Here is a 21,472-nt window from a genome sequence, read left to right as displayed (position 1 = left end):
GCCCGCATGGGACGGGCTACTGCCCGCATGCGGATGGTCCGTCACGACGTTGGCCACGGGACGGTCAAAAAAGGCGGCTTGTGATCAACCGGAAAGTTCGGATTTAAAATCGGCGCAAGTGACGCCGCAAAGCTTGTGCGCACAGACCACGGGTATAAACTCGGGACAGTTTGAAGCCTGAGCAAGGAAGGTCAGTTTTCAGATGACACTGCGCATATCAGGAAAACACATGGATATCGGCGATGCGTTCCGTACGCGCATCAACGACCGTGTCGGAGAAGTGATCGGGAAATATTTCGATCGGGGCTTTTCAGGGCAAATTGTAGTCGTCAAATCGGGATCGCGCTACACGGCCGATTGCATGATCCGGCTGGATTCCGGCGCTTCGCTGCAGGCGACCGGTGAAGCCCAGGACCCGACGCTCGCTTTCGAGGCCGCGGCGGATCGCCTCGAAACCCGCCTTCGGCGCTACAAGCGTCGGCTGAAGTCGCATAATTCAGGCAATGCCAATGGCGAACTCACCGACATCGCCTATACGGTGATGGCGCCGCTTGCCGACGACGACGAGGAAATACCGGAGAATTTCGCGCCAGCCATCGTCGCCGAATCAACCATGACGCTGCGGACCATGTCGGTGGCGTCAGCCGTGATCGAGCTCGACACCAAGGACAGCCCGGTTCTCGTCTTCCGCAATGCCGGAAACGAGCATCTCAATATCGTCTATCGCCGGCCGGACGGAAATATCGGCTGGATCGACCCGTCTACGACCAAGGTCGCGCAGGGATGACGACCAAGGTCGCATAGGGATGACGGCCAAGGCCGCACTGGGATAAGGCACCAGCCGCACGCGAGAGTGAGGCTGGCGACGGCAGGCGAACAAGGGATTTTCAAGTATGGATCTGAGCGATCTTATCAACGTTCCGGCGATCTTGCCGGCGTTGAAGGCGAACTCCAAGAAGCAACTGCTGCAAATGCTGTCCGAAAGGGCAGCGGCGATTTCCGGCATTCCGGAACGGGAGGTGTTCGACACCATCCTGCAGCGTGAGCGGCTGGGCTCGACCGGTGTCGGCAACGGCATCGCCATTCCGCATGGCAAGCTGGCCGGGGTGAAGCGGATCGCCGGGGTTTTCGCCCGGCTGGAGACGCCGGTCGATTTCGAGGCGCTGGACGACCAGCCGGTCGATCTGGTGTTCCTGCTTTTGGCGCCCGAAGGCGCCGGCGCCGACCACCTCAAGGCGCTGTCGCGCATCGCGCGGGTGCTGCGCGACGCCGACACGGTGGCCAAGATCAGGGGCACCCGCGACGCCGCAGCGATCCACGCGCTTTTGTCGGACACGCAGGCCTCACACGCGGCTTGAGTTTTGATTGGATCCGTTGAAGGGCCGCCGCGAGCGGCCCTGTCCGTTTCCAACCAGATCGCTGTGCCGTATTGTTAGTGGATGGCGACGGGGATCAGGTCGTTTTCCAAGGCGCCAGCCAGCGCCCGGTCGCGAGCGTCCGAAAGCAGGATCGGCTGGCCGTTGGCGGCAAACAGGGCCCACAGCTCCAGGCCGGGCGCGATTTCGCCGAGGCCCGGGAAACGGCCGCGCAGATCGTCGCTCGACACCTTCCTGAGGTAGGCGACCGAGCCTTCGCCGAGATGGGCGAATTCGCCGCTGGTCATGATAAGATTTTCGTCAGTTCTGGTCATTTAAGCCTCCTTGCCGCGAGGACGCCGTTCAAGGCCGCCTCGCATGAGAGCCATTAGAGCGCCGTGTGTCCAATTGGACACACAAAGGACGCTCTAACACTTCAATTTGCTGCATCGTGCTTTTGGAAAATCGATCCCGATTTTCCGGCCGATGCAGTGGTAAAGATCATTCTTTCACCGATATGTTTATTTTCCGTACCAGCCGCTCGGACTCGGGCCGATCGAGATCGATTGACAAAAGGCCGTTCTTCAGCTCCGCCGCGATCACCCGCATGCCGTCGGCCAGCACGAAACAGCGCTGGAACTGGCGCGCAGCAATGCCGCGATGAAGAAATTCGCGCTCGGTGTCGTCGTTCTGACGGCCGCGCACGACCAACTGGTTCTCCTCCGTGGTCACATCGAGATCGTTTTCGGCGAAACCGGCGACAGCGAGCGTGATACGCAGCCTTTCGGCCTTGCCGTCGGCACCGCTGAGGCGCTCGATGTTATAGGGAGGATAGCTGTCACCCGACTTCGCCAAACGCTCCAAGGTCTTTTCCATGGCATCGAAACCCAGGAGAAGCGGGCTAGAAAAAGGCGTCATTCGGCTCATGTTACACTGTCCTCTCAAGAGCGACATAAAGCGGAAAAACCCAGATGGCATTTTTCCCGATGGTCTTGATATGGTCCGCCCCGCGGTCAAGTTCAAGCCGTCAAAAGCCCCGCCCAAAAAGACTCCCCAAACAAGGAATTGAAATGCCCCAATCCCGCAAGATCATCATCGACACGGATCCCGGCCAGGATGACGCCGTCGCCATATTGCTGGCGCTCGGCAGCGCCGAGCTGGAGATCGTCGGCATGACCGCCGTCGCCGGCAACGTGCCGCTGAGGCTCACCGAAAAGAACGCGCGCAAGATCTGCGAACTGGCCGGCAGGCCTGACATTAAGGTCTATGCCGGCGCCATCCGACCGCTGGCGCGCGAACTGGTCACCGCCGAGGAGGTGCATGGCGAGACCGGTCTCAACGGACCGCAATTGCCCGAACCGACAATGAAGCTGCAGGACCAGTATGCGGTGGATTTCATCGTCGAGACACTGATGAAGGAAGCGAGCGGCACGATCACGCTCTGCGCGCTCGGCCCGCTCACCAACATAGCGCTGGCGCTGATCCGCGAGCCGAAGATCGCGCCGCGCATCAAGGAAATCGTGCTGATGGGCGGCGGCTTCTTCGAAGGCGGCAACGTCACCCCGACCGCCGAATTCAACATCTATGTCGACCCGCATGCCGCCGATGTCGTGTTCAAATCCGGCATTCCGATTGTCATGATGCCGCTGGACGTCACCCACAAGGCGCTGACCACGGCTAAGCGAACCCAGGCTTTCCGCGAGCTCGGCACCAGGGTCGGCACGGCTACGACGGAGATGTTGGAATTCTTCGAGCGCTTCGACGAAGAGAAATACGGCACCGACGGCGGACCGCTGCACGACCCTTGCGTCATCGCCTATCTGTTGAAGCCAGAGCTGTTTAGGGGCCGCAACTGCAACGTCACCGTGGAAATCGCCTCGGAGCTCACCATGGGCATGACCGTGATCGACTGGTGGGGCGTGACCAAGCGACCGAACAACGCCATGGTGATGCGCGACATCGACCATGATGCGTTTTTCGCACTGCTGCTGGAAAGGCTGGGGCGGCTTTAGAGCCGCTCACGGGCGGCGCTCATTCGTTGAGCAATCGGTATGTGTCGGTACCGTTTAGGTGATGCTGCTGTTCGATCGAAACTTCCGATCCGATCATATGTGGTGAGACCACTTCGCCTTGCACGAACACCAGTATCCCGCTGTCGCGCAGACGGACTTGGTACACGTAACGGATTCCCCGGCCGACAATGGCTTTGGGACTAAGAGGCGTCGTCGTGACGTTTTCGACGACGCCCATAACTTTTTGCAAGCCAACAATCGGGCTGATATGCCGCGTCACAATCGGTATGGCTATCACCAAAATGATGGCGCAAAACAACGAGACGCCGACAATGGTGTCGCGGTACTCTTCTTGAAGTAAAAGCAAACGATTCCTAACGGAAAGCCTTGTTTGGCCCATTCACGCCGCCGTTCAATTTGCGAACCGGTAAGAGATGGAGCCGTTGTCACGCGTAACGCGATCAAGTCTAACGTTTGAGCCGATCAAGCGTGGGTGATCGTCGTAAATGAGGACCGACGAACCATTCTCAAGGAACAGTAAATACATGATATTCTGACCCTTGCCCTGTTCGCTTTTGAGGCGATTATAGCCTTTGATGGCCAATAGCTCGTAATTCGTAGGCGCTGCAATCGCTTACAAGGAAAATGGCCTCAGCCTTTTTGGGCGTGGGGCTTTTTCTTTGTCTTTGGTGCGGTGTTGCGCTTTGGGGTTCCCCAATCGTTCTGGGCACCGACGACAGCGGCCTCCGGGTCCGGAATTGCGAATGCCCCGCGCAGTGCATCCTCTGTGGATAACGGTGACAACTTCACCCGCGCTGCTGCATTGGGGGTTGATGTTGCATTCTCGTTCTTTGCCATTTTACGTTCACTCCCAAGGGCCAATTGCATTTTTCGTAAACTTGGCCTATATATGGCTAGGAACAAACGACTCGGGACCGGAGGCACACAATGTCAACAACTGCATCATCTGCCATCTCGGCAATGAGGGCGCTGCGCGCCGAAATCGAGGGTCGCCTTTTGCATAATGAAGATTATCGGGCCTTCATGGCGTTAAACAAGGCTATTGACGAAGTTTCCCCGCCAATTCGTTCGGAAATCGCATCTGAGCCGCATTCCGAGATTGGCCGCGTGATGAAGCGAATCGGCGAGGAACTTTTCAGCAAAGTCCCCTCACAGCCGGAAGCCGCAGGTCGTATTCTCTCTGACTACGGTCCGACGACAACCGCTGACATTTTGGAAATGATCAAGGAGTTTGGCGTCACGGTTTCCGGCAACGACCCGCTGATCAATCTGTCATCATCTCTTTCGAAATCGGGGCATTTCCGTTCCATTCGTATCAACGGTGTTCCGCACTGGTGGTTCAAAGATCGCCCGCTACCGTCCGCGTCTTCTAAAGAAGCGATCGGAACCGGCTCACTTGAATTCGGCGGGCTGACGGACGCTGGCGCGTCCGCCGCCGATAGTGGCTCTAGTGATGGAGGTAGCGACGATGCCGCCGCCTAGTAGTTGACCAGGATCGCCGCGACGTTGCCGACTTGCGATTCTGGTTACCCGAGGGTCGGGACGGACAAAGAGGGTCTGAACACCCGCTTTGTCCGTTGGGTAAACCCTTCACCCTATGCTGGCCGAGTGGTGAAATTGGTAAACACGCCGGGTTTGGAACTCGGTGAGCGGTCCCTGAGAAGACCATGCGCTCTTGCGGGTTCGAGGCCCGTTTCGGCCACCATTCTTTTACAACTGTTTGATTCTACAGTCAATTTCTTTGACGGGACCCTATATATATAGTTAAACTTCGCTTTAGATCAAGGAGTTAGCGCCCTTCCGGTACATCAACCGGCGGCCAGTTACGGCGCCAAGAGCGCCTTCGGTGCGCTGTCCGTCGCTCATATGCCGGGTGTTCCAGCGATAGTCGAACTCGCTGAGATAGCGCGCAAGGTGCTTCGCGCTGACTTGATGGAAGGAGCCGAAGATCCCGCGCTTCAGGAGCGAATGATAGCTCTCGGCAAAGTTCGTATGAATAAACCAGCTCCGAACGTATTCCTTCGAATGGTCGACGCTGTGGTGCGAATAGAAGTGACCGTTCAGCCCTTCGTAGGAAAGATTGCTGTCCGTCATGATCGTCGCGCTTTTGTCGACCACTGGCTTTGCCAGCGCCTGAAGCGTTTTCTTTTTCGTATCCGGCACATGGGCGGTCTTAACGTTTCCGTCGCGCTCGATCATCGTCATGACGATCTCTTTCTTTCCAGCGCGTTCGGTCCTGTCCTTGTGCTTGTTATTGGCAACCTTGCCGCCGACGAATGTTTCGTCCAACTCGACAACGCCGCGGTCCTTGCCGAGCATCGAAGCGAAAGGTTCCTGCATCATCGCATAGCGCACCCGGTGACAAACGAACCATGCCGCTTTGTACGAAATGCCAAGTTCGCGCTTCAACTGATTTGCGCTCACACCCTTCTTGGCGGAACACATAATGAAAAATGCATATGCCCATTTCCCTAGGGAAACATGCGACCCTTCGAAAATGCTCTTTGTCGTGACGCTGAATTTCTTGCGGCAGTCGGCGCACTTCCATTGACGGCGTTCCGAGTTCGGACCCTTCAATTCATACACGACACCGTGATTGCAATGTGCGCATTGCACGCCATTCGGCCAACGGATGTCGCGGATGAAATCACCGGCCTTCATTTCGTTGGCGAGGAGCGGTGCGATATCGACTATGGATTTGATCATGCCGATTATATAGCACGTTCAGTTGGTCCATTCAAGGTTATAATCGCCGCTTTTGATCATTGCATCGATCGCATCAACCGACCGGATCGGGCTCGCGTCGTTCGCCCATTTGTTCAGAGCCGACGAACCATCACCACGAACAAAGTGATGAGCAGGATCACGCCAAACGCGTTCCTTTTCAAATCCGCATAAGTCCACGGCATAGACATGAATCCCTCAGCGCAGATTCATGTGGTGCCACGAAGGCTGACTTTCAATTAGCCCTTTTTGTTCCGGCGATGTTACTGTTGGTGACGCCGGGCTCGCCGCCGTTACTTCGCCTTTGACAACGCCAGCCAGAGGCCGCCGCCGATCAGGAAACTGCCGCTGATCCGCGACAGCAGCTTGACGCGGCCGGCCGAGAGCAGGCGTCCGGCACGGCCGGCGGCCAGCGCGAAGGTCGAATCCGACACCGCGGCGAAGACCAGGGCGGTGAGACCCATGACAACGATCTGCAACGCGTAGTTGCCTTCAGAGGCGATGAACTGCGGAAAAAACGCGCCGAAGAAACCAGCGTCTTAGGATTGCTGATCGCCACCAGCAGGCCTTGCAGGAAGAAGCCGCCGCGCGGTGTCTTCGCCGATCCGTCGGCGTTCAACTTGCCCTTGGAGCGGAACATCTGCACACCCATCCAGATCAGATAGGCAGCGCCGATCAGCCTGACCCATTCGAACCAATGGCCCATGCCCGCGATCAGCGAAGTCAATCCGATGCCGACAATGGCAATCATGATGGCCAGCCCGGCCTGCGTGCCGGCGACATTGGCGAGGCCGGCGCGGGAACCATGGCGGATGCTGTTGGCGATGATCAGCGTGACCGTCGGTCCAGGCACCAGGACAATGACGATACAGGCAACGACATAGGTAGCGTAGAGTTCCAGCGACATGGTTTTCCTCGACAATATGCGGCTTGCGACGCGGCCGACCGTGATCAATGCATGACAGCAACGCCGGTGCAAGCCGGCAGCATATGTCGTTGGCAACCTTGACCTGGATTTAGACGCCGGCCTGCCACGGTAGCGTCGTCTGGTAGGCTGCCGCTGCTCTCAACACGGCCATGTCGCCGCGCGGCCGCCCGATCAGTTGCATGCCCATTGGCCTGCCTCTGGCATCGAAGCCCGCGGGTACGTTGACCGCAGGGCAGCCGCCCAGCGTGGCGAACGCTGAAACCTGCATCCAGCGGTGATAGCTGTCCATGGCACGTCCGGCCACTTGGGTCGGCCAGTGGGTGGAGACCTCGAAGGGGAAGACCTGCGCGGTCGGCAGTGCGATGAGGTCGAAGCGGTCGAAGAGCGACAGCAGCATTCGATGCCAGGACGAGCGCCTCACCGTGGCAGCGTGGATCTGCGGCGCCGTGAGTTGCAGCGCATGTTCCACCTCCCACACGGCCTCCGGCTTCAGAAGACTGCGTTTCAAAGGATCGTCGTAATGCGCCTTGAGCGCACAACCGCTGCTCGCCTGGCGCAGCGTTACAAAGGCCTGCCACAGCGCTTCGAAGTCGAAATCCGGCACCAGCGCTTCGGTCTGAAAGGATATTTCGGCGAATCGGCTGAGAGCGGCCTCGCAAAGACTAGGGATGTCGGGTTCGACCGGCAGATAACCGCCAAGATCGCCGAACCAAGCGATGCGGCCGCCGGCCGTCGGCGTTTGCAGTCCCCGTAGGAAGCAGTCCTGCTTGTGATGTGAGAGCGGCGCGCGAGGGTCGTAACCAGCCTGCTCGTCGAGCAGCAGCGCCATGTCGCGCACGCTGCGACCCATCGGCCCTTCGACACCCATCTGCGCGTGAAAGACGTCAAGCTCGGGGCCGGCCGGAACAAGTCCCTGCGATGGACGGAAGCCATAGACGTTGTTGTAAGCGGCCGGGTTGCGCAGCGAGCCACCAAAGTCGCTGCCGTCGGCGACAGGCAGCATGTCGAGCGCCAGCGCGACCGCCGCGCCGCCGCTCGAACCGCCGGCGGTCAAGGCCGGGTCGAAAGCATTGAGCGTCGAGCCGAACACGGTGTTGTAGGTGTTGGAGCCAAGGCCGAATTCGGGAACGTTGGTTTTGCCGATGATGATGGCGCCGGCCTTGCGGATGCGCTCGACGAAGAAATCGTCTTCCTGCGGCAGGAAATCGGCGAAGATCGGCGAGCCGAAGCTGGTCCTGAGGCCCTTGGTCTGCGCGAGATCCTTGATGGCGATCGGCAGGCCGAACAGGGACCCGGCATGTTCTGCATGCGCCAGATGCGCGTCTGCCTTGTCGGCCTCGCGCAAGATGTCGGCACGGTCGCGCAGCGAGACGATGGCGTTGACCAGCGGGTTCACGGCGTCGACCCGGTCGAGGAATGCCGTCACCACCTCGCGCACGGACAGCTGACGACGCCTGATCCCGTCGGCAAGATCCACGGCGGACAGGCGGCAGATATCGCCGGCGGGCGGCACGGCGTGTTTTGTGGCCGGACGCATGGCTCTCATCTAGCCGGCGGATTTTGGAGCGCCGCGTCGACGTCCTTCGCCAGCGGGATCGCCGGTTGGGCGCCGGGCTTCAGGCAAGCGAGCGAACCAGCGGCAGCAGCACGGGCGAGCGCCTGATCGAGCGGCAGGCCGGATGACAGCCCGGCGGCGAAATAGCCGCAAAACGTGTCGCCGGCGCCGACCGTATCGACCGGAGTGATCTTCAGAGCCGGAAGCATCAGAAGATCGGCTGGCGTGGCAGCCAGAACGCCGTCACCGCCGAGCGTGACGACAATTGTGCGGCAGGTCTTCCCGGCGTAATCGCGCATCCGCGCCGGGCGATCGCGGCCGCTCAGCGACAGCGCCTCGCCATAGAGGTCGAATTCGGTTTCGTTGGCGACGACATAGTCGGCCTTGCCGAGGAAGGCGGCCGCCTCGCCCCGGAACGGTGCCGTGTTGAGCACGCTAACCGCGCCTGCCGCAAGTGCCGCGTCCAGTGCTGCATCGACAGTCTGCAGCGGGATCTCCTGCTGCAGAAGGACGACATCGCCCTTCTTCATGAAAGCCTTGGAAAGGTCGCCGGTCACGACCGAATCATTGGCGCCCGGTACTACGGCAATGACGCTCTCGCCGTCGTCGGCGACCATGATCAATGCCGTGCCGGTCGAGGCGAAGGTTTCACCGACACCGGATAGGTCGATCTTGCCGTCCCGCAACAGCGCCAGCGCTTCAGTGGCGAAGTTGTCCTTGCCGACCGCGCCGACCATGTGCACCTTGGCGCCGGCGCGCGCGGCGGCCAGCGCCTGGTTGGCGCCCTTGCCGCCGGGTGCGGTGGTAAAGCCGGAGCCCCGAACCGTCTCGCCTGGTGCGGGCAAGCGGTCGACATTGGCGATAAGATCGAGGTTGATCGAGCCGATAACGATGATCAAGTGGCGCCTCCCTGCCGACGCATCGTGCTTTCCGAAAATCGGAATCGGTTTTCGGAAAGCACGAGGCGTAGAATTAAAGTGTTAGAGCGTACTTTGTGCGTCCGAATGGACGCACGTCGCTCTAATTGCACGGGAAGCTACTCCGTAAGACCGCTGCTTGCCAGACCGCGCGAGATCAACCCGCGCTGCCGGCCCGAATCTATGGACGTGTCATCAAGATCCGACCTGTCCCGCTTCCCAGCCAAGGATGGCGCGCTTGCGCGTCAGGCCCCAGTGGTAGCCGGTCAGCGCGCCGGACTTGCCGAGAGCCCGGTGACACGGCACCACGAAGGACATCGGATTGGCGCCGACCGCGGCACCCACCGCCCGGCTGGCGCTCGGTGCGCCGATGCGGGCGGCTATCGAGGAATAGGTGCAGGCTTTGCCCATCGGGATGCGCAGCAGGGCTTCCCAGACGCGGACCTGGAAGTCGGTGCCGATCATCACGACGCGCAGCGGCTGGTCGGCGCGCCACAGCGCCGGATCGAAGATGCGTGCAGCATAGGGCGCCGTCGCGGCCATGTCCTCGACATAGCTTGCGTTCGGCCAGCGGCTGGACATGTCGGCGAAGGCCCCGCGCTCGCCGCCGGCATCGCTGAAGGCGAGGCCGGCAAGGCCGCGGTCGGTGACCATGATCAGGGCGATGCCGAAGGGCGAAATATGATAACCATAGCGGATCGTCAGCCCGGCGCCGCGCGTCTTGTAGTCGCCCGGCGACATCGCCTCATGGGTGACGAAAAGATCGTGCAGCCGGCCGGGGCCTGACATGCCGACCTCGAAAGAAGTCTCGAGCAGCGGCATGCCGGAATCGAGCAGTTTGCGCGCGTGGTCGAGCGTGACGGCCTGGAGGAAGGCCTTGGGCGACAGGCCGGCCCAACGGGTGAAGAGCTTCTGCAGGCCGGTGGGCGTCTCGCCGACCTCCTCGGCCAGTATTTCGAGCGACGGCTGGTCACGGTAGTCAAGGCTGATCTTCTCGATCGCGCGCCGAACAACTTCGTAGTCACCGCCTTCAGGCGTGATGTCTTTCTTCAGAATAGCTGTCTGTGCGTTCATGGGACTATCTCCTTGGGCGTGAATATCGCCCTTCGCGGCTCCGATCACCACCCGAAACTTGCCTTCTCGTCATGTGCACTCAGATAGCGCTGGCTTCGAGATGGAGAGGCATGCATGGCTGGCGAGAGGTGCATCTCACCGAGGAAAAATGACGCGCTCTTGTCATCCGGCTTTGGAGCTAAATTCCGCCGCTGCGCAAGATCGATACATTATTGCGATCTCGATTTTGAAATAACTTCCCCTCTGCGCTTAGCGCCTTGTTGCTCGATAGGAAACTTAATGCGAGTTTGTAGGGAAGACGGATCCTATAGAAATGAAGCAAGATGCACGGGCAGCAGCGGCCTTTTTTCTGGCCCCTCCAATAGCGGTGGCAGTCGAGATTCTTCGAGAATTGTGCATCGTCGTTTTTCAGAATGGGTTGAGTGAAAGTCTTGTATTAGCGGGCCAATTTTGGGCGGTATTGAAGATCGCAACAATTTTTGCATGGTCTTTTGCAATACTGTTTGGGGTTCCACTCTACATTCTTCTGAGATGGCTTAGAATTTTCTCGCCGTGGGTAACGATAGGGTTCGCTGCCGCAATAGGAGCGTGGTTCAATATTTTTCCGGAATTCTTGCCCAAAAATGAGACGACCAACTTTTGGATAACAGGCTGCCAAATCATAGCGAATGGCACGCGCACTTTATGTGGGTATTGGGAGCTGGCATCGGACGTGCTGTCTACCGCGACCTTGGGCGCGGTGGCTGGTCTGATTTTTTGGCCTATCTACGCTGGCGGCTGGAAGCGGCCAGTCATCTAAACCTAGCGCGCCTTGGCGGTCGCCAGGGCACGCGAAAAGGCTGACGCAAAGCTCTCGCGGTCGTCGGGATTGAGAAAGCCGCCGATCGGCACATTCTGGCCCTGTGCTTCTACCGCCATCCTGGTGATGCCGATCTCGGCGTGGCGGGCGACCGAAAAACGCGCCCAGAACGGATTGAAGCGATGCGCTTCCGATTTGCCTGACGGTGCGGTCTTGCGGATGTCGAGGCTGGTGCGCGAGACCGACACTTCCTCGCGGGCGCGGGCGGCACGATAATTGGCGCGAAAGGCGATGTAGACGGCGATGACGTCGAGACCGAGGAAGCCGAATACCGGCCAGGCGCCGCGCGACAGGAAAAACGCTCCGGTCACCAACGAGCCGAACAGCAGAGCGCCCATCAGGATGGCAAAGCCGGTTTTGCCCAGCGACCGATGCGGTATCAGCAACGCCTGGAAGAATGGCTCGTCGGCCTGAAATGAGGCGTTTGTGTCGCTCATGCCGGGATATTATAGGAAGGGGATGACGAGCCCCAAGCCCAAAAATTCCTCTACACCCAAAAATGACCTGCCCCCCGGCCGACGCGAGGGCTCGAACACCAAACCGCGTGCCCGGCCGGTGCGGTCCCATTCGCTCTACAGCCCGGCCGAGGTGCACGAGATTTTCCGGCGCTTTTCCGTTCAGCGGCCCGAGCCGAAGGGCGAACTCGAACATGTCAACGCCTTCACGCTGCTGGTGGCGGTGGTGCTTTCGGCACAGGCGACCGATGTCGGCGTCAACAAGGCAACGCGGGCGCTGTTCAAGGTCGCCGATACCCCGCAAAAGATGCTGGCGCTCGGCGAGGCCAAGGTCGGCGACTACATCCGCACCGTCGGGCTCTGGCGCAACAAGGCCAAGAACGTCATTGCGCTGTCGGAAGCGCTGATCCGCGACCATGGCGGCGAGGTGCCTGACGACCGCGACCGGCTGATCAAGCTGCCGGGCGTCGGGCGCAAGACCGCCAATGTCGTGCTCAACATGGCCTTCGGCCAGCACACGATGGCGGTCGACACGCATATCTTCCGCATCGGCAACCGGCTGGGGCTGGCGCCCGGCAAGACGCCGGAACAGGTCGAGCAGGGGCTGTTGAGGATCATCCCTGACGAATATATGCGCCACGCGCATCATTGGCTGATCCTGCATGGCCGCTACGTCTGCAAGGCGCGCAAACCGGATTGTCCGGTCTGTGTCATCGCCGACATCTGCAAGGCCGAGGAGAAGACGAATGATGTTCCGGCGCCGCTGGTCGAGATCGCGCCACTCGAACCCGTAGGCGAACTTCAGTAGCCGTAGCCGCGCGCCATCGCCGCGGCGAAGACCGGGATCAGCAGGAAGATCAAGGCTTCGGCGCGGACATAAGTTCGAACGGATGCAAGTTGCGCCGCCGGCACTTGAAAGCCGGGGCTGGCCGAGGCCTGCCTGTTCCAGGACACAAAGCGGACCGTCGGGATAATCGACAGCAGGCCGACGGTGACGAAGGCCGCCATTTTTGCCCAGAACACCCAATTGTAGACGTAGAACTCCCAACCCTTCAGGCCGTAGATGACGCGGCCGATGCCGACGATGATGATCAGCATGGCGATGATGCCGTAATGGCGATCGATGCCGACAAGCCGCCGGAGCGTTGCGGCGAGCAGGTCGCCGCGGATCAGGACAAATTCGGCGCCGATGATCCCGGCCAGCGAGAACACCAGCAGATGATGAAAGATGGCAAGCAGAAGATCGGTGGTATCCATGCCCTTTTCCCTCCGTCGGACGGCACAGCGGACGCGCTGGACCAGCTGCTGGTGAAAAGTAGCACCGCTGGGCAGGATTCACATTGGGCTGGAAGACGATCTGCACAGGCTTTGGCTCTTGTCTGGTGCAGGCGATTTGGATTTCTGTCGTATATCGTTTTTCCCAAAACCGCCGAGCATCCTCGGTCAAGCCCAAGGGCAGGCTTCCTGGGCGACATGCGCTAAGCACAGGCAAACGCAACCGAGGCATGACACATGATCGATCCACAGGCGCTCGTCGCTCCCGTCATTGAAACGGCGCGCACCGTGCTGCGACCACACCGGCTCGATGATTTCGACACCTATGTCGCCATGTGGGCCGATCCGGCCGTCACTCGCTTCATCGGCGGCAATCCGCGCACTCGGGAGGAAAGCTGGATGCGCTTCCTGCGTCATGCCGGCCTGTGGTCGCTGCTGGGCTACGGCTTTTGGGCGATTGAGAACAAGGCATCCGGCCGCTTCATCGGCGAGGCCGGCTTTCACGATCTGAAGCGCGACATGGTGCCGTCGATCGAAGGCGTTCCGGAAGCCGGTTGGGCACTGGTCCCGAGCGCCCATGGCCAAGGCTTCGCCTGCGAAGTCGTCGGACGGGTTCTCGCCTGGGGCGACGAGGCATTCGGGCGCGCAAGGACCGTCTGCATCATCGATCCGGAAAACACCGCTTCCCTGAATGTCGCGGCAAAATGCGGCTACAGGGAAGTGCTGCGGACCACCTATCACGACGATGCGACGATCCTGCTGGAACGGCAGCCTTGAGGGTGCTGCCTGTCACCCCTGTTGTTCTGGTCAGGCCGAACCGGGGCTTTCTATGCCTTTCGCATCGGCACCGGCTTTGCGGGCCGCCTCTTCGAGCATCGAGGCGTCTTCGCCAAAAGCGCGGGTGGCGCGCGCGGCTGCCTCGATCAGCGGATTTTTCATGCGCTGGAGAAAGGCCGCGTCGACGCGCGTGCTCGGGCCGGACAGCGTCAATGCACCGAGCAACGTGTGCCCCGGCCCGAACACCGGTGCCGAGACGCCCGCCGTCTCGGGGTCGCGGTCGCCGACCGACAAACAATGATAGGTTTTGCGGATCGTCTCGTAAGGCTCGCCCTGCTGACCGGAAAACGCCGCAAGCACGCGGCCGCCCGAGCCGGCCAGCAAGGGCAGCACGTCGCCTTCCCGTATTGTGTAGCGGATGGGATGCTTGGACTCGACGCGGTAGAGGCAGGTGCGCACGTTGCCCGAGCGGACATAGAAAGCGACGCTTTCCCAGCTTCGCTCGGCCAGATCGCGCATGATCGGCAACAGGATATCGATCGCCACAACCGAACGCTGGTATAGCGCACCCAGCCGAAAGGTGGCAGGGCCGACACGGTAGCGGCCGTCGTCGAGACGCTCCAGCAGCTGCCCGCGCAATAATGAGTTCGCCAGCCTCAGGATCGTGCTCTTGTAGAGGCCGGTCCGCGCCGCGATTTCGGCCAGGCTGAGCGACCGGTCGGCAGTAGCGAAAGCATCGAGGATGGCGATCGCACGGTCAAGCGCGGCAACGCCGTTGGTCGACGCAGGCTTGGATTGTGTTACGGTCATCTGCTTGACCACGTCGTTCCGTTCCCAGTTGGACAGAGGGGCCGATCGGAACAACTATGCCGCGTGCAGATAGTTCTGTCCAGTAGAATGCCGTTCCTGTTGACAGAACGAAGCAAAGACTGCATGAATTTTTGTCGAGCGGGTCTGAATTCAGGCTACGTTGCTGGCAGGCACCGGAGGAGGTGTCGTGATTGGAGGAATCTCATGCTGAACAGACGCAGATTTTTAATGAGCACCGCCGCTGCCGTCGGCGCCGCGGGTTTCGCAGCGTTGCATCTCTCGCCCGCTTTTGCGCAGGATGCACCGCAGATCCAGATATTCGTGCCGGCAGCGCCCGGCGGCGGCTGGGACCAGACGGCGCGCACGATGGACCAAGTGCTACGCAGTGAGAAGCTGATCTCCGGTTCGCAGATCACCAATGTCGGCGGCGCCGGCGGCACAGTCGGCCTGCCGCAATTCATCAGCCAGTGGAACGGCAAGGGCAATTCGCTGATGGTTGCCGGTATGGTCATGGTTGGCGCCATCATCGCCAACAAATCCGCCAATAATCTCACCGAAGTCACGCCGATCGCCCGCCTCACCGGCGAATTCGAGGCGCTTGTGGTGCCGGCGGCCTCGCCGTTCAAGACAGCAGCGGATTTCGTCGCCGCCCTCAAGGCCGACCCGACCAAGGTTCCGGTCGCTGGCGGTTCGGCCGGCGGCTCGGACCACATATTGTTCGGCCTTATCGCGAAGACGGCCGGTGTCCCGGCAGCCAACCTCTCCTACGTGCCGTTCGCCGGCGGCGGCGAGGCACTGTCGGCGCTTCTCGGCAACCAGGTCGCGGCCGGCATCTCCGGCTATGGCGAGTTCTCCGAACAGGTCAAGGCAGGCGCGCTTCGCCTACTCGCCATTTCCGCGGACAAGCGCCAGGAAGGCATCGACGCACCGACGCTGAAGGAAGCCGGCATCGATGTCGAACTGTTCAACTGGCGCGGCGTCTTCGCACCGCCAGGCGTTTCCGATGCCGACAAGGCGGCGATGATCACGCTGGTCGAGACCATGGCCAAAAGCGATGCCTGGGCCACCGAATGCAAAAACCGCAACTGGACGCAGATCCTGCTCACCGGCGACGACTATGCGAAATTCCTCGCCGAAGACACGACCCGGATCGCAGCCATCCTCAAGGACCTCGGCCTTGCCTGATTTCCTCGGAGAGGGGCGGTCTGCACTGCCCCTTTCCGAAGTTCGCCAGCCGCATGGACATGCGATCCAGCGCGAGTGAAACTGCGGTAAGGTCGGCTGTGGGAGACCGGCCTATCCAGGGAGGACGATCATGAGCACCAGCGACCAGCAGGCGGCGCGGCCGCGCCTTGCCGTGCCCGAATTGCTGATCGGCATCGGGCTTCTCGCTTGCGCCGGCGCAGTTGCATGGCAGACACTATCGATTCCGGTGTCGCCGCTCTATTCCAAGGTCGGCCCGACCGTCTTCCCCTACATCACCATGGTCGGCATGACGATCCTTTCCGTGCTGCTGATCGTCGCCGCCCTGGGGGGTGGCTGGCAGCCGGAGGAGGAAAAGGAAACGCCGACCGACTGGAAGGCGATGGGCATCGTCGCCGTCGGACTGGTCGCGAACCTTGTGCTGATCCAGCCGCTTGGCTTCACCGCAGCCTCGGTAATCATGTTCGTTCTCATCTGCCACGGGTTCGGCAGCAGACATCCGCTGCGTGACGTGCTCATCGGCCTGGTCCTGGCGCTTGCCGCCTATTTCGGCTTCGCCAGGGCGCTCGGCGTCAACATCGGCGCCGGCTTCATCGAGAACCAGCTGAACACGGGTCTCGATTCGATTATCCGTATGTTGAGGGGCTGAAGCCATGGAAACGCTCAGCCATCTCGCGCACGGATTTTCGGTCGCTTTTACGCCGATCAATCTCATGTGGTGTCTGCTCGGCACGACACTGGGGACAGCGATCGGCGTGCTGCCCGGCCTCGGACCAGCGCTGACCATCGCGCTGCTTTTGCCGATCACCTATCAGGTGGCGCCGGAAGCATCCTTCATCCTGTTTGCCGGTATCTATTACGGCGCCATGTATGGCGGTTCGACGACATCGATCCTGCTCAACACGCCGGGCGAAAGTGCGACCATCGTCACTGCGCTGGAAGGCAACAGGATGGCCCGTTCCGGGCGCGGCGGCGCGGCACTTGCCACCTCGGCGATCGGCTCCTTCGTCGCCGGCACACTCGGCACGCTGGGCGTCGCTTTCCTGGCTCCGGTCGTGGTCAAATTCGCGCTGTCTTTCGGCCCGGCCGAATACTTTTCGCTGATGGTGCTGGCCTTCATCACGGTTTCGGCGGTGCTCGGCTCGTCGTCGGTGCGTGGCCTGACCAGCCTGTTCATCGGCTTCGTCATCGGCATGATCGGCGTCGACCTGCAGACCGGGCAGCCGCGCTTCACCTTTGGCATGAGCCAGTTGCTCGACGGCGTCGACGTGATCGTTGTCGCCGTCGGCCTCTTTGCGGTCGGCGAGACGTTCTACATGGCCTCGCGCCGCTATGCCGGCAAGGACGAGATCGTGCCGCTGAAGGGCTCGCTGTACATGACGGCGGCCGAATGGGCACGCTCGTGGAAGGCTTGGCTGCGCGGCGCCCTGCTTGGCTTCCCGATCGGCGCCCTGCCAGCCGGCGGCGCCGAAATCCCGACCTTCCTGTCCTATGCGATCGAGAAGAAGCTCTCCAAACACAAGGAAGAGTTCGGCACGGTCGGCGCCATCGAAGGCGTTGCCGGACCGGAAGCCGCCAACAACGCATCGGCCGCCGGCGTGCTGGTGCCGATGCTGACACTCGGCCTGCCGACCTCGGCGACGGCCGCGATCATGCTGTCGGCCTTCCAGAGTTATGGCATCAACCCCGGGCCGATGCTGTTCATGACGCAGGCCAACCTGGTCTGGGGGCTGATCGCCAGCCTGTTCATCGCCAATATCATCCTCGTCATCCTCAACCTGCCGCTGATCGGTCTGTGGGTGCGGCTGCTGAAAATCCCGGCGCCGCAGCTCTATGCCGGCATCCTGGTGTTCGCTACGGTCGGCACTTACGGCATTTCGCAGTCGCCGACCGACCTCGTCATCCTCTATCTGCTCGGCGGCGCCGGATTCCTGATGCGGCGCTTCGATTTCCCGACGGCGCCGGTCATCATCGGCATGATCCTCTGGCCGCTCGCCGAAACGCAGTTCCGCCGCGCGATGACCATCTCGAACGGCGACTGGTCGGTGTTCTACAAACATCCGCTGTCGCTGACGCTGCTGACGCTGGCGTTCATCGGGCTGATTGGGCCGCAAATCTACGCTTACATCGAACGCCGGCGCATGCGCGGACCGGAACATGTGCCGGGCGATGCCTGACATGTTTGTGACACCATGACCGATCTGCTGTCCGGTATCCGCGTCCTCGACCTGACCAATGTTCTGGCTGGCCCTTACTGTGCCTATCAGCTGGCGCTGCTCGGGGCCGATGTGATCAAGGTCGAGGCGCCGCAGGGCGGCGATCTGGCGCGGCAGCTCGGCGGCTCGCCGGAACTCAACAGCATTGGCATGGGCGCTTCGTTCCTGGCGCAGAACGCCGGCAAACGGTCAGTGGTGCTCGATCTCAAGAAGGAGGCCGATCGCGAACGCTTCCTCGATCTGGTCGCCTCCGCCGACGCGCTGGTCGAGAATTTTCGCCCCGGCGTGATGGACCGGCTGGGGCTCGGCTATGTGACCCTGAAAGAAGTCCGCCCCAGCCTTATCTATTGCGCGATTTCGGGCTTCGGCCAGACCGGGCCGATGCGCGACAATCCGGCCTACGACCAGATCATCCAGGGCCTTTCAGGCATCATGAGCATCACCGGCACACCGGAAACCGCGCCGCTGCGTGTCGGCTATCCCGTTGCCGACACGCTGGGCGGGCTGGTCGGGGCGTTCGCCATCGCCGCCGCGCTGGTCAAGCAGAAGACGACAGGCGACAGCGCCTTCCTCGACGTGTCGATGCTCGAATGCACGCTCTCCGCGCTGGGCTGGCCGGTCTCCAACTATCTGACGGCTGACGTCGAGCCGCAGCCGATGGGCAACGAGAACATGACGGCGGCACCTTCCGGAACGTTTCGCACCGGCGACGGCTTGCTCAACATCGCCGCCAACAAGCAGGAGCAGTTCGTCACGCTCTCCCGTCTGATCGGCCTGCCGGACCTGGCGTCGGACCCGCGCTTCGCCGAGCGTGAGACGCGCAAGCGCAATCGCGTCACCTTGAAGGCACTGATCGAGGATGCCCTGGCGAGCGGCTCGGCCGCGGCCTGGGAGGAGACGCTCAATCGCGCAGGCGTGCCGGCGGGCAGGGTGCTGACGATCCCGCAGGTGCTGGCCGAGCAGCAAGTGATCGAGCGCGAGATGACCACCCGTTTCGATGGCATGCCGAACATCGACCGACCGCTGACCGTGGTGCGCGGCGGGTTCATGGTCGATGGTGCGGCACCCTTGCCGACCAAGCCGCCGCCGGCGCTGGGCGAGCATATGGACGAGGTGTTTGCCAGCCTGCCGCCGCGCGTCAAGAAAAAGGCGCAGGCATGAGCGACGTGAGAACATGAGCGACGTTGGAAAAACCGGCCGCGAGCGCGGCGAGGAATGGTGGCAGACCGATATCATCGAAATGCGCCCTGGCGTGATCCGGCTGCGCGGCTATGAGATCCAGGACCTGATCGGCCGCGTCAGCTTTCCGGCTATGATCTGGCTGATGCTGCGCGGCGAACTGCCAGGTGAGGAGCAGGCGGCGCTGCTCGGCATCGCGCTCGGTGCCGCCGTCGACCACGGGCCGCAGGCGCCGTCGATCGCCATTGCCCGCATGGCGGTCACCTGCGGCGTCGGCATCAACAGTGCCATGGCCTCAGCCATCAATGTGCTCGGCGACGTGCATGGCGGCGCCGGTGAACAGGCGCTTGCCTTCTACGGCGACATCGCCGCGGCACTGGACGCAGGCGCGACGCTTGCGGACGCCGTCGTGGCGCGGCTCGATCGTTTCTTCGCCGAGGAAAAATCCTATGTGCCGGGGCTCGGGCACCGTTTCCACCCGGTCGATCCGCGGGCGCCGCGCCTCATCGAGCTGACCCGCGATTTTGCCGCGCGCGGCATCGTCAGCGGATGTTTCGCCGACATCGCCGAGGCTGTCGAGGCTGAGGTGGCGCGACGCAAGGGCAAGAAGATCCCGCTCAACATCGACGGCGCCACCGCCGTCATTTATGGCGAGCTCGGCTTTCCGCCGCCGCTGACACGCGGCCTATTCGTGCTCTCGCGCTCGGTCGGAATATTGGCGCATGCGTGGGAACAGTCGCAACAGAGCGACCGCAACAAGGGACCCTTGCCGCGCGAGTGGTTGTGGGCCTATACCGGCACGCCGGTGCGGCCTTTCCCTCAGGGAGACGGTGACTCCAAATGAGGCCTTGGTTCGAGTTCGCCAGCGGGCGCTGGTTGGGGAACTTTCAAGTTCTTCAGCAGCGTTGAAAGGTCGGGCTCGTCGATAAGCACCGCTGCGTCCTGCGGTGTCAGCCACGCTCGCTGCCGCCTTCTGGCTTCCTGCCAGTTGGCCAGTTCCTCCGTCACCGCCAGCAGGTAGACGGTGACGTCGACGCGGACGAAGCGGTTGGTCAGCCGCTTCCAGTAGGAATAGGTGCCGGCCGGCTGCTTCAGCGTCTTGCCGAGGACGCCGGCTTCCTCCCGCGCTTCGATAGTGGCTGCCTTGCGCGCACTCTTGCCCTTCATCGGCCAGCCCTTAGGCACGATAAAGCGCCTTGTCGATATCGAGGTGACCAGCATCACCTCGACGTTGCCATGCTCGCCCAGCCGAAAAGGAATCGCCGCGACCTGACGGACCCGCCCGCCCTTCCTCGCCTTGCGTACGACCTTCTTCTTGGTGGCTGCCATTCCCGACGATCCAATCAGGGCAGTGCCCAAGCACAAAGGCACGTTGCGAAATCAAAACCGCCTTGATGCTACTTCAAGCACATCTGCGTTCAAGTATATAAGTCGGCTAATAAATGAAAAGCGCCGGCTACCTCAGCGGCAGGTGCTGATGAAGCGGCTGCCCGATCGCCGCAACTGGCAAGTAGGCTGCATCTGCTGCACATCAGGCCGTTGCGGCGCGACTTGGCGATCCTGGGCACGGAACTGCTGTTGCTGCTGCTGATACTGCTGCCGCCGCAGCCTGTTCTCGAGCATCTGCAATTCGCCCTGCAGGACAAGCGCGTTGCGGTTGGCGGGAGTGACGTTCTGCGCGGAGACAGCGGCGCCCGACAACATCGCTGTTGCCAGCATTGCCGACATGAAGATCGTCGATAGGCGAAGCGGCGACATCTGTTCATTCCCGCACGAAATGGAACCCTCCAATCAATATAGGGCGTTTGTCTGGTGACACCATAATTAAAGCCTCGCCGAGGCGGAATTGCCGGGGCTCAGGGCCCGTCGACCCTCATGTGCTGGCCAAGGGCATCATCTCGAGGTTGACGACAAGAAGGTGGAGGGCATTCTGCAATTCAGCACGTGTCAGGCCGGTTGCCTGGTGTCTTTGGCATCCGATACGAAAATCACGCCGCTGCTCGAGGCCGCCACCATTTTGAAAGGTCAACCGATCAGCTTTCCCATCTCATTGACCGGCTTTAGCGGCGCACTCTCCCGGACCGCGGAACTCTTGGCCGATTGAGCGTTGTC

26 protein-coding genes, 1 tRNA gene and 1 pseudogene are annotated in these 21,472 nt (G+C 61.4%); 14 read left to right on the top strand and 14 right to left on the bottom strand.

Annotation, left to right across the window (positions count from 1 at the left end; translation table 11 throughout):
* Window positions 1–202 precede the first annotated feature (202 nt).
* Both hpf and ptsN read left to right on the top strand, forming a co-directional pair.
* Entirely contained in the window at window positions 203–787 is a 585-nt protein-coding gene (gene hpf / locus NKH12_RS16880) for a ribosome hibernation-promoting factor, HPF/YfiA family (RefSeq protein WP_258122201.1), read from the top strand.
* Window positions 788–893: 106 nt separating this feature from the next.
* Window positions 894–1,358, top strand: coding sequence for a PTS IIA-like nitrogen regulatory protein PtsN (gene ptsN, locus NKH12_RS16875; protein WP_095488401.1), 465 nt, complete (start codon window positions 894–896; stop codon window positions 1,356–1,358).
* Between the two features lie 74 nt (window positions 1,359–1,432).
* Here ptsN and NKH12_RS16870 read toward each other — a convergent pair whose 3' ends face one another.
* Complete coding sequence (locus NKH12_RS16870) at window positions 1,433–1,690, bottom strand: BQ00720 family protein (protein ID WP_095496852.1); 258 nt, start codon at window positions 1,688–1,690, stop codon at window positions 1,433–1,435.
* A 166-nt stretch (window positions 1,691–1,856) separates the two neighbouring features.
* Complete coding sequence (locus NKH12_RS16865; RefSeq protein ID WP_352954173.1) at window positions 1,857–2,282, bottom strand: Hsp20 family protein; 426 nt, start codon at window positions 2,280–2,282, stop codon at window positions 1,857–1,859.
* Between the two features lie 143 nt (window positions 2,283–2,425).
* Here NKH12_RS16865 and NKH12_RS16860 point away from each other — a divergent pair, with 143 nt between their 5' ends.
* Complete coding sequence (locus NKH12_RS16860; protein ID WP_352954172.1) at window positions 2,426–3,367, top strand: nucleoside hydrolase; 942 nt, start codon at window positions 2,426–2,428, stop codon at window positions 3,365–3,367.
* 19 nt (window positions 3,368–3,386) lie between these two features.
* On the opposite strand, the gene NKH12_RS16855 is transcribed toward NKH12_RS16860, so the two are convergent.
* Both NKH12_RS16855 and NKH12_RS16850 read right to left on the bottom strand, forming a co-directional pair.
* Window positions 3,387–3,767, bottom strand: coding sequence for a hypothetical protein (locus NKH12_RS16855; RefSeq protein ID WP_352954171.1), 381 nt, complete (start codon window positions 3,765–3,767; stop codon window positions 3,387–3,389).
* A 251-nt stretch (window positions 3,768–4,018) separates the two neighbouring features.
* Complete coding sequence (locus NKH12_RS16850) at window positions 4,019–4,225, bottom strand: hypothetical protein (RefSeq protein WP_352954170.1); 207 nt, start codon at window positions 4,223–4,225, stop codon at window positions 4,019–4,021.
* 90 nt (window positions 4,226–4,315) lie between these two features.
* Here NKH12_RS16850 and NKH12_RS16845 point away from each other — a divergent pair, with 90 nt between their 5' ends.
* The gene (locus NKH12_RS16845) at window positions 4,316–4,870 is read left to right on the top strand and encodes a hypothetical protein (RefSeq protein WP_352954169.1); all 555 of its coding nucleotides are present in this window, start codon (window positions 4,316–4,318) and stop codon (window positions 4,868–4,870) included.
* Between the two features lie 120 nt (window positions 4,871–4,990).
* Window positions 4,991–5,093: transfer RNA gene (locus tag NKH12_RS16840), tRNA-Pro, on the top strand.
* 71 nt (window positions 5,094–5,164) lie between these two features.
* On the opposite strand, the gene NKH12_RS16835 is transcribed toward NKH12_RS16840, so the two are convergent.
* The 5 genes and pseudogenes from NKH12_RS16835 to NKH12_RS16815 form a co-directional block, all read right to left on the bottom strand.
* Entirely contained in the window at window positions 5,165–6,094 is a 930-nt protein-coding gene (locus NKH12_RS16835; protein ID WP_352954168.1) for an IS1595 family transposase, read from the bottom strand.
* A 311-nt stretch (window positions 6,095–6,405) separates the two neighbouring features.
* Window positions 6,406–7,019, bottom strand: a pseudogene (locus NKH12_RS16830) (LysE family translocator).
* A gap of 109 nt (window positions 7,020–7,128) precedes the next feature.
* A complete protein-coding gene (locus tag NKH12_RS16825; RefSeq protein WP_352954167.1) occupies window positions 7,129–8,586 on the bottom strand; it encodes an amidase in 1,458 nt (485 codons plus the stop codon).
* Window positions 8,583–9,494 (bottom strand): ribokinase, encoded by a 912-nt coding sequence (locus tag NKH12_RS16820; protein WP_352954166.1) that lies wholly within the window; start codon window positions 9,492–9,494, stop codon window positions 8,583–8,585. Before NKH12_RS16820 ends, NKH12_RS16825 begins: the two co-directional genes overlap by 4 nt.
* Before the next feature lie 213 nt (window positions 9,495–9,707).
* Window positions 9,708–10,586, bottom strand: coding sequence for a methylated-DNA--[protein]-cysteine S-methyltransferase (locus NKH12_RS16815; RefSeq protein WP_352954165.1), 879 nt, complete (start codon window positions 10,584–10,586; stop codon window positions 9,708–9,710).
* A gap of 313 nt (window positions 10,587–10,899) precedes the next feature.
* Between NKH12_RS16815 and NKH12_RS16810 the strand changes: the two genes are divergently transcribed.
* Window positions 10,900–11,385 carry a hypothetical protein gene (locus tag NKH12_RS16810; RefSeq protein ID WP_352954164.1) on the top strand — a complete coding sequence of 162 codons (486 nt, stop codon included), beginning with the start codon at window positions 10,900–10,902 and terminating at the stop codon, window positions 11,383–11,385.
* 2 nt (window positions 11,386–11,387) lie between these two features.
* On the opposite strand, the gene NKH12_RS16805 is transcribed toward NKH12_RS16810, so the two are convergent.
* On the bottom strand, window positions 11,388–11,882 hold the full coding sequence (locus NKH12_RS16805; RefSeq protein WP_091595586.1) for a DUF2244 domain-containing protein: 495 nt from the start codon (window positions 11,880–11,882) through the stop codon (window positions 11,388–11,390).
* Window positions 11,883–11,904: 22 nt separating this feature from the next.
* Here NKH12_RS16805 and nth point away from each other — a divergent pair, with 22 nt between their 5' ends.
* A complete protein-coding gene (gene nth / locus NKH12_RS16800; RefSeq protein WP_352954163.1) occupies window positions 11,905–12,708 on the top strand; it encodes an endonuclease III in 804 nt (267 codons plus the stop codon).
* Here the strand turns inward: nth and NKH12_RS16795 are convergent.
* Window positions 12,702–13,157 (bottom strand): DUF2214 family protein, encoded by a 456-nt coding sequence (locus tag NKH12_RS16795; RefSeq protein ID WP_352954162.1) that lies wholly within the window; start codon window positions 13,155–13,157, stop codon window positions 12,702–12,704. The two genes, nth and NKH12_RS16795, sit on opposite strands and share 7 nt — an antisense overlap.
* Window positions 13,158–13,412: 255 nt before the next feature.
* Here NKH12_RS16795 and NKH12_RS16790 point away from each other — a divergent pair, with 255 nt between their 5' ends.
* Window positions 13,413–13,952 carry a GNAT family N-acetyltransferase gene (locus NKH12_RS16790; protein ID WP_352954161.1) on the top strand — a complete coding sequence of 180 codons (540 nt, stop codon included), beginning with the start codon at window positions 13,413–13,415 and terminating at the stop codon, window positions 13,950–13,952.
* Between the two features lie 30 nt (window positions 13,953–13,982).
* Here the strand turns inward: NKH12_RS16790 and NKH12_RS16785 are convergent, their stop codons facing one another.
* The gene (locus tag NKH12_RS16785; RefSeq protein WP_352954160.1) at window positions 13,983–14,762 is read right to left on the bottom strand and encodes an IclR family transcriptional regulator; all 780 of its coding nucleotides are present in this window, start codon (window positions 14,760–14,762) and stop codon (window positions 13,983–13,985) included.
* Window positions 14,763–14,966: 204 nt separating this feature from the next.
* Between NKH12_RS16785 and NKH12_RS16780 the strand changes: the two genes are divergently transcribed.
* The 5 genes from NKH12_RS16780 to NKH12_RS16760 all read left to right on the top strand — a co-directional run bounded on the left by NKH12_RS16780 (window position 14,967) and on the right by NKH12_RS16760 (window position 20,204).
* Entirely contained in the window at window positions 14,967–15,947 is a 981-nt protein-coding gene (locus NKH12_RS16780; RefSeq protein ID WP_352954159.1) for a Bug family tripartite tricarboxylate transporter substrate binding protein, read from the top strand.
* Between the two features lie 130 nt (window positions 15,948–16,077).
* Window positions 16,078–16,614: a tripartite tricarboxylate transporter TctB family protein gene (locus NKH12_RS16775; RefSeq protein WP_352954158.1), complete on the top strand. Its 537-nt coding sequence runs from the start codon at window positions 16,078–16,080 to the stop codon at window positions 16,612–16,614.
* Window positions 16,615–16,618: 4 nt separating this feature from the next.
* Window positions 16,619–18,142, top strand: a complete 1,524-nt coding sequence (locus tag NKH12_RS16770) for a tripartite tricarboxylate transporter permease (protein WP_352954157.1) — start codon at window positions 16,619–16,621, stop codon at window positions 18,140–18,142.
* Window positions 18,143–18,157: 15 nt separating this feature from the next.
* A complete protein-coding gene (locus NKH12_RS16765) occupies window positions 18,158–19,342 on the top strand; it encodes a CaiB/BaiF CoA transferase family protein (RefSeq protein WP_352954156.1) in 1,185 nt (394 codons plus the stop codon).
* Window positions 19,343–19,355: 13 nt separating this feature from the next.
* Window positions 19,356–20,204 (top strand): citryl-CoA lyase, encoded by an 849-nt coding sequence (locus NKH12_RS16760; RefSeq protein WP_352954155.1) that lies wholly within the window; start codon window positions 19,356–19,358, stop codon window positions 20,202–20,204.
* Here NKH12_RS16760 and NKH12_RS16755 read toward each other — a convergent pair.
* Window positions 20,180–20,689 carry an NUDIX hydrolase gene (locus NKH12_RS16755; RefSeq protein ID WP_352954154.1) on the bottom strand — a complete coding sequence of 170 codons (510 nt, stop codon included), beginning with the start codon at window positions 20,687–20,689 and terminating at the stop codon, window positions 20,180–20,182. The genes NKH12_RS16760 and NKH12_RS16755 overlap by 25 nt on opposite strands.
* A gap of 132 nt (window positions 20,690–20,821) precedes the next feature.
* Window positions 20,822–21,118, bottom strand: coding sequence for a hypothetical protein (locus tag NKH12_RS16750; protein WP_352954153.1), 297 nt, complete (start codon window positions 21,116–21,118; stop codon window positions 20,822–20,824).
* A gap of 88 nt (window positions 21,119–21,206) precedes the next feature.
* On the opposite strand from NKH12_RS16750, the gene NKH12_RS16745 reads away from it, so the two are divergent.
* Entirely contained in the window at window positions 21,207–21,464 is a 258-nt protein-coding gene (locus NKH12_RS16745) for an invasion associated locus B family protein (protein ID WP_352954152.1), read from the top strand.
* Window positions 21,465–21,472 lie beyond the last annotated feature (8 nt).

This window comes from Mesorhizobium sp. M1322 (assembly GCF_040318085.1).
In the GTDB taxonomy this organism is placed as follows: Bacteria; Pseudomonadota; Alphaproteobacteria; order Rhizobiales; family Rhizobiaceae; genus Mesorhizobium.
This window is presented reverse-complemented; position numbering and strand designations above follow the sequence as displayed.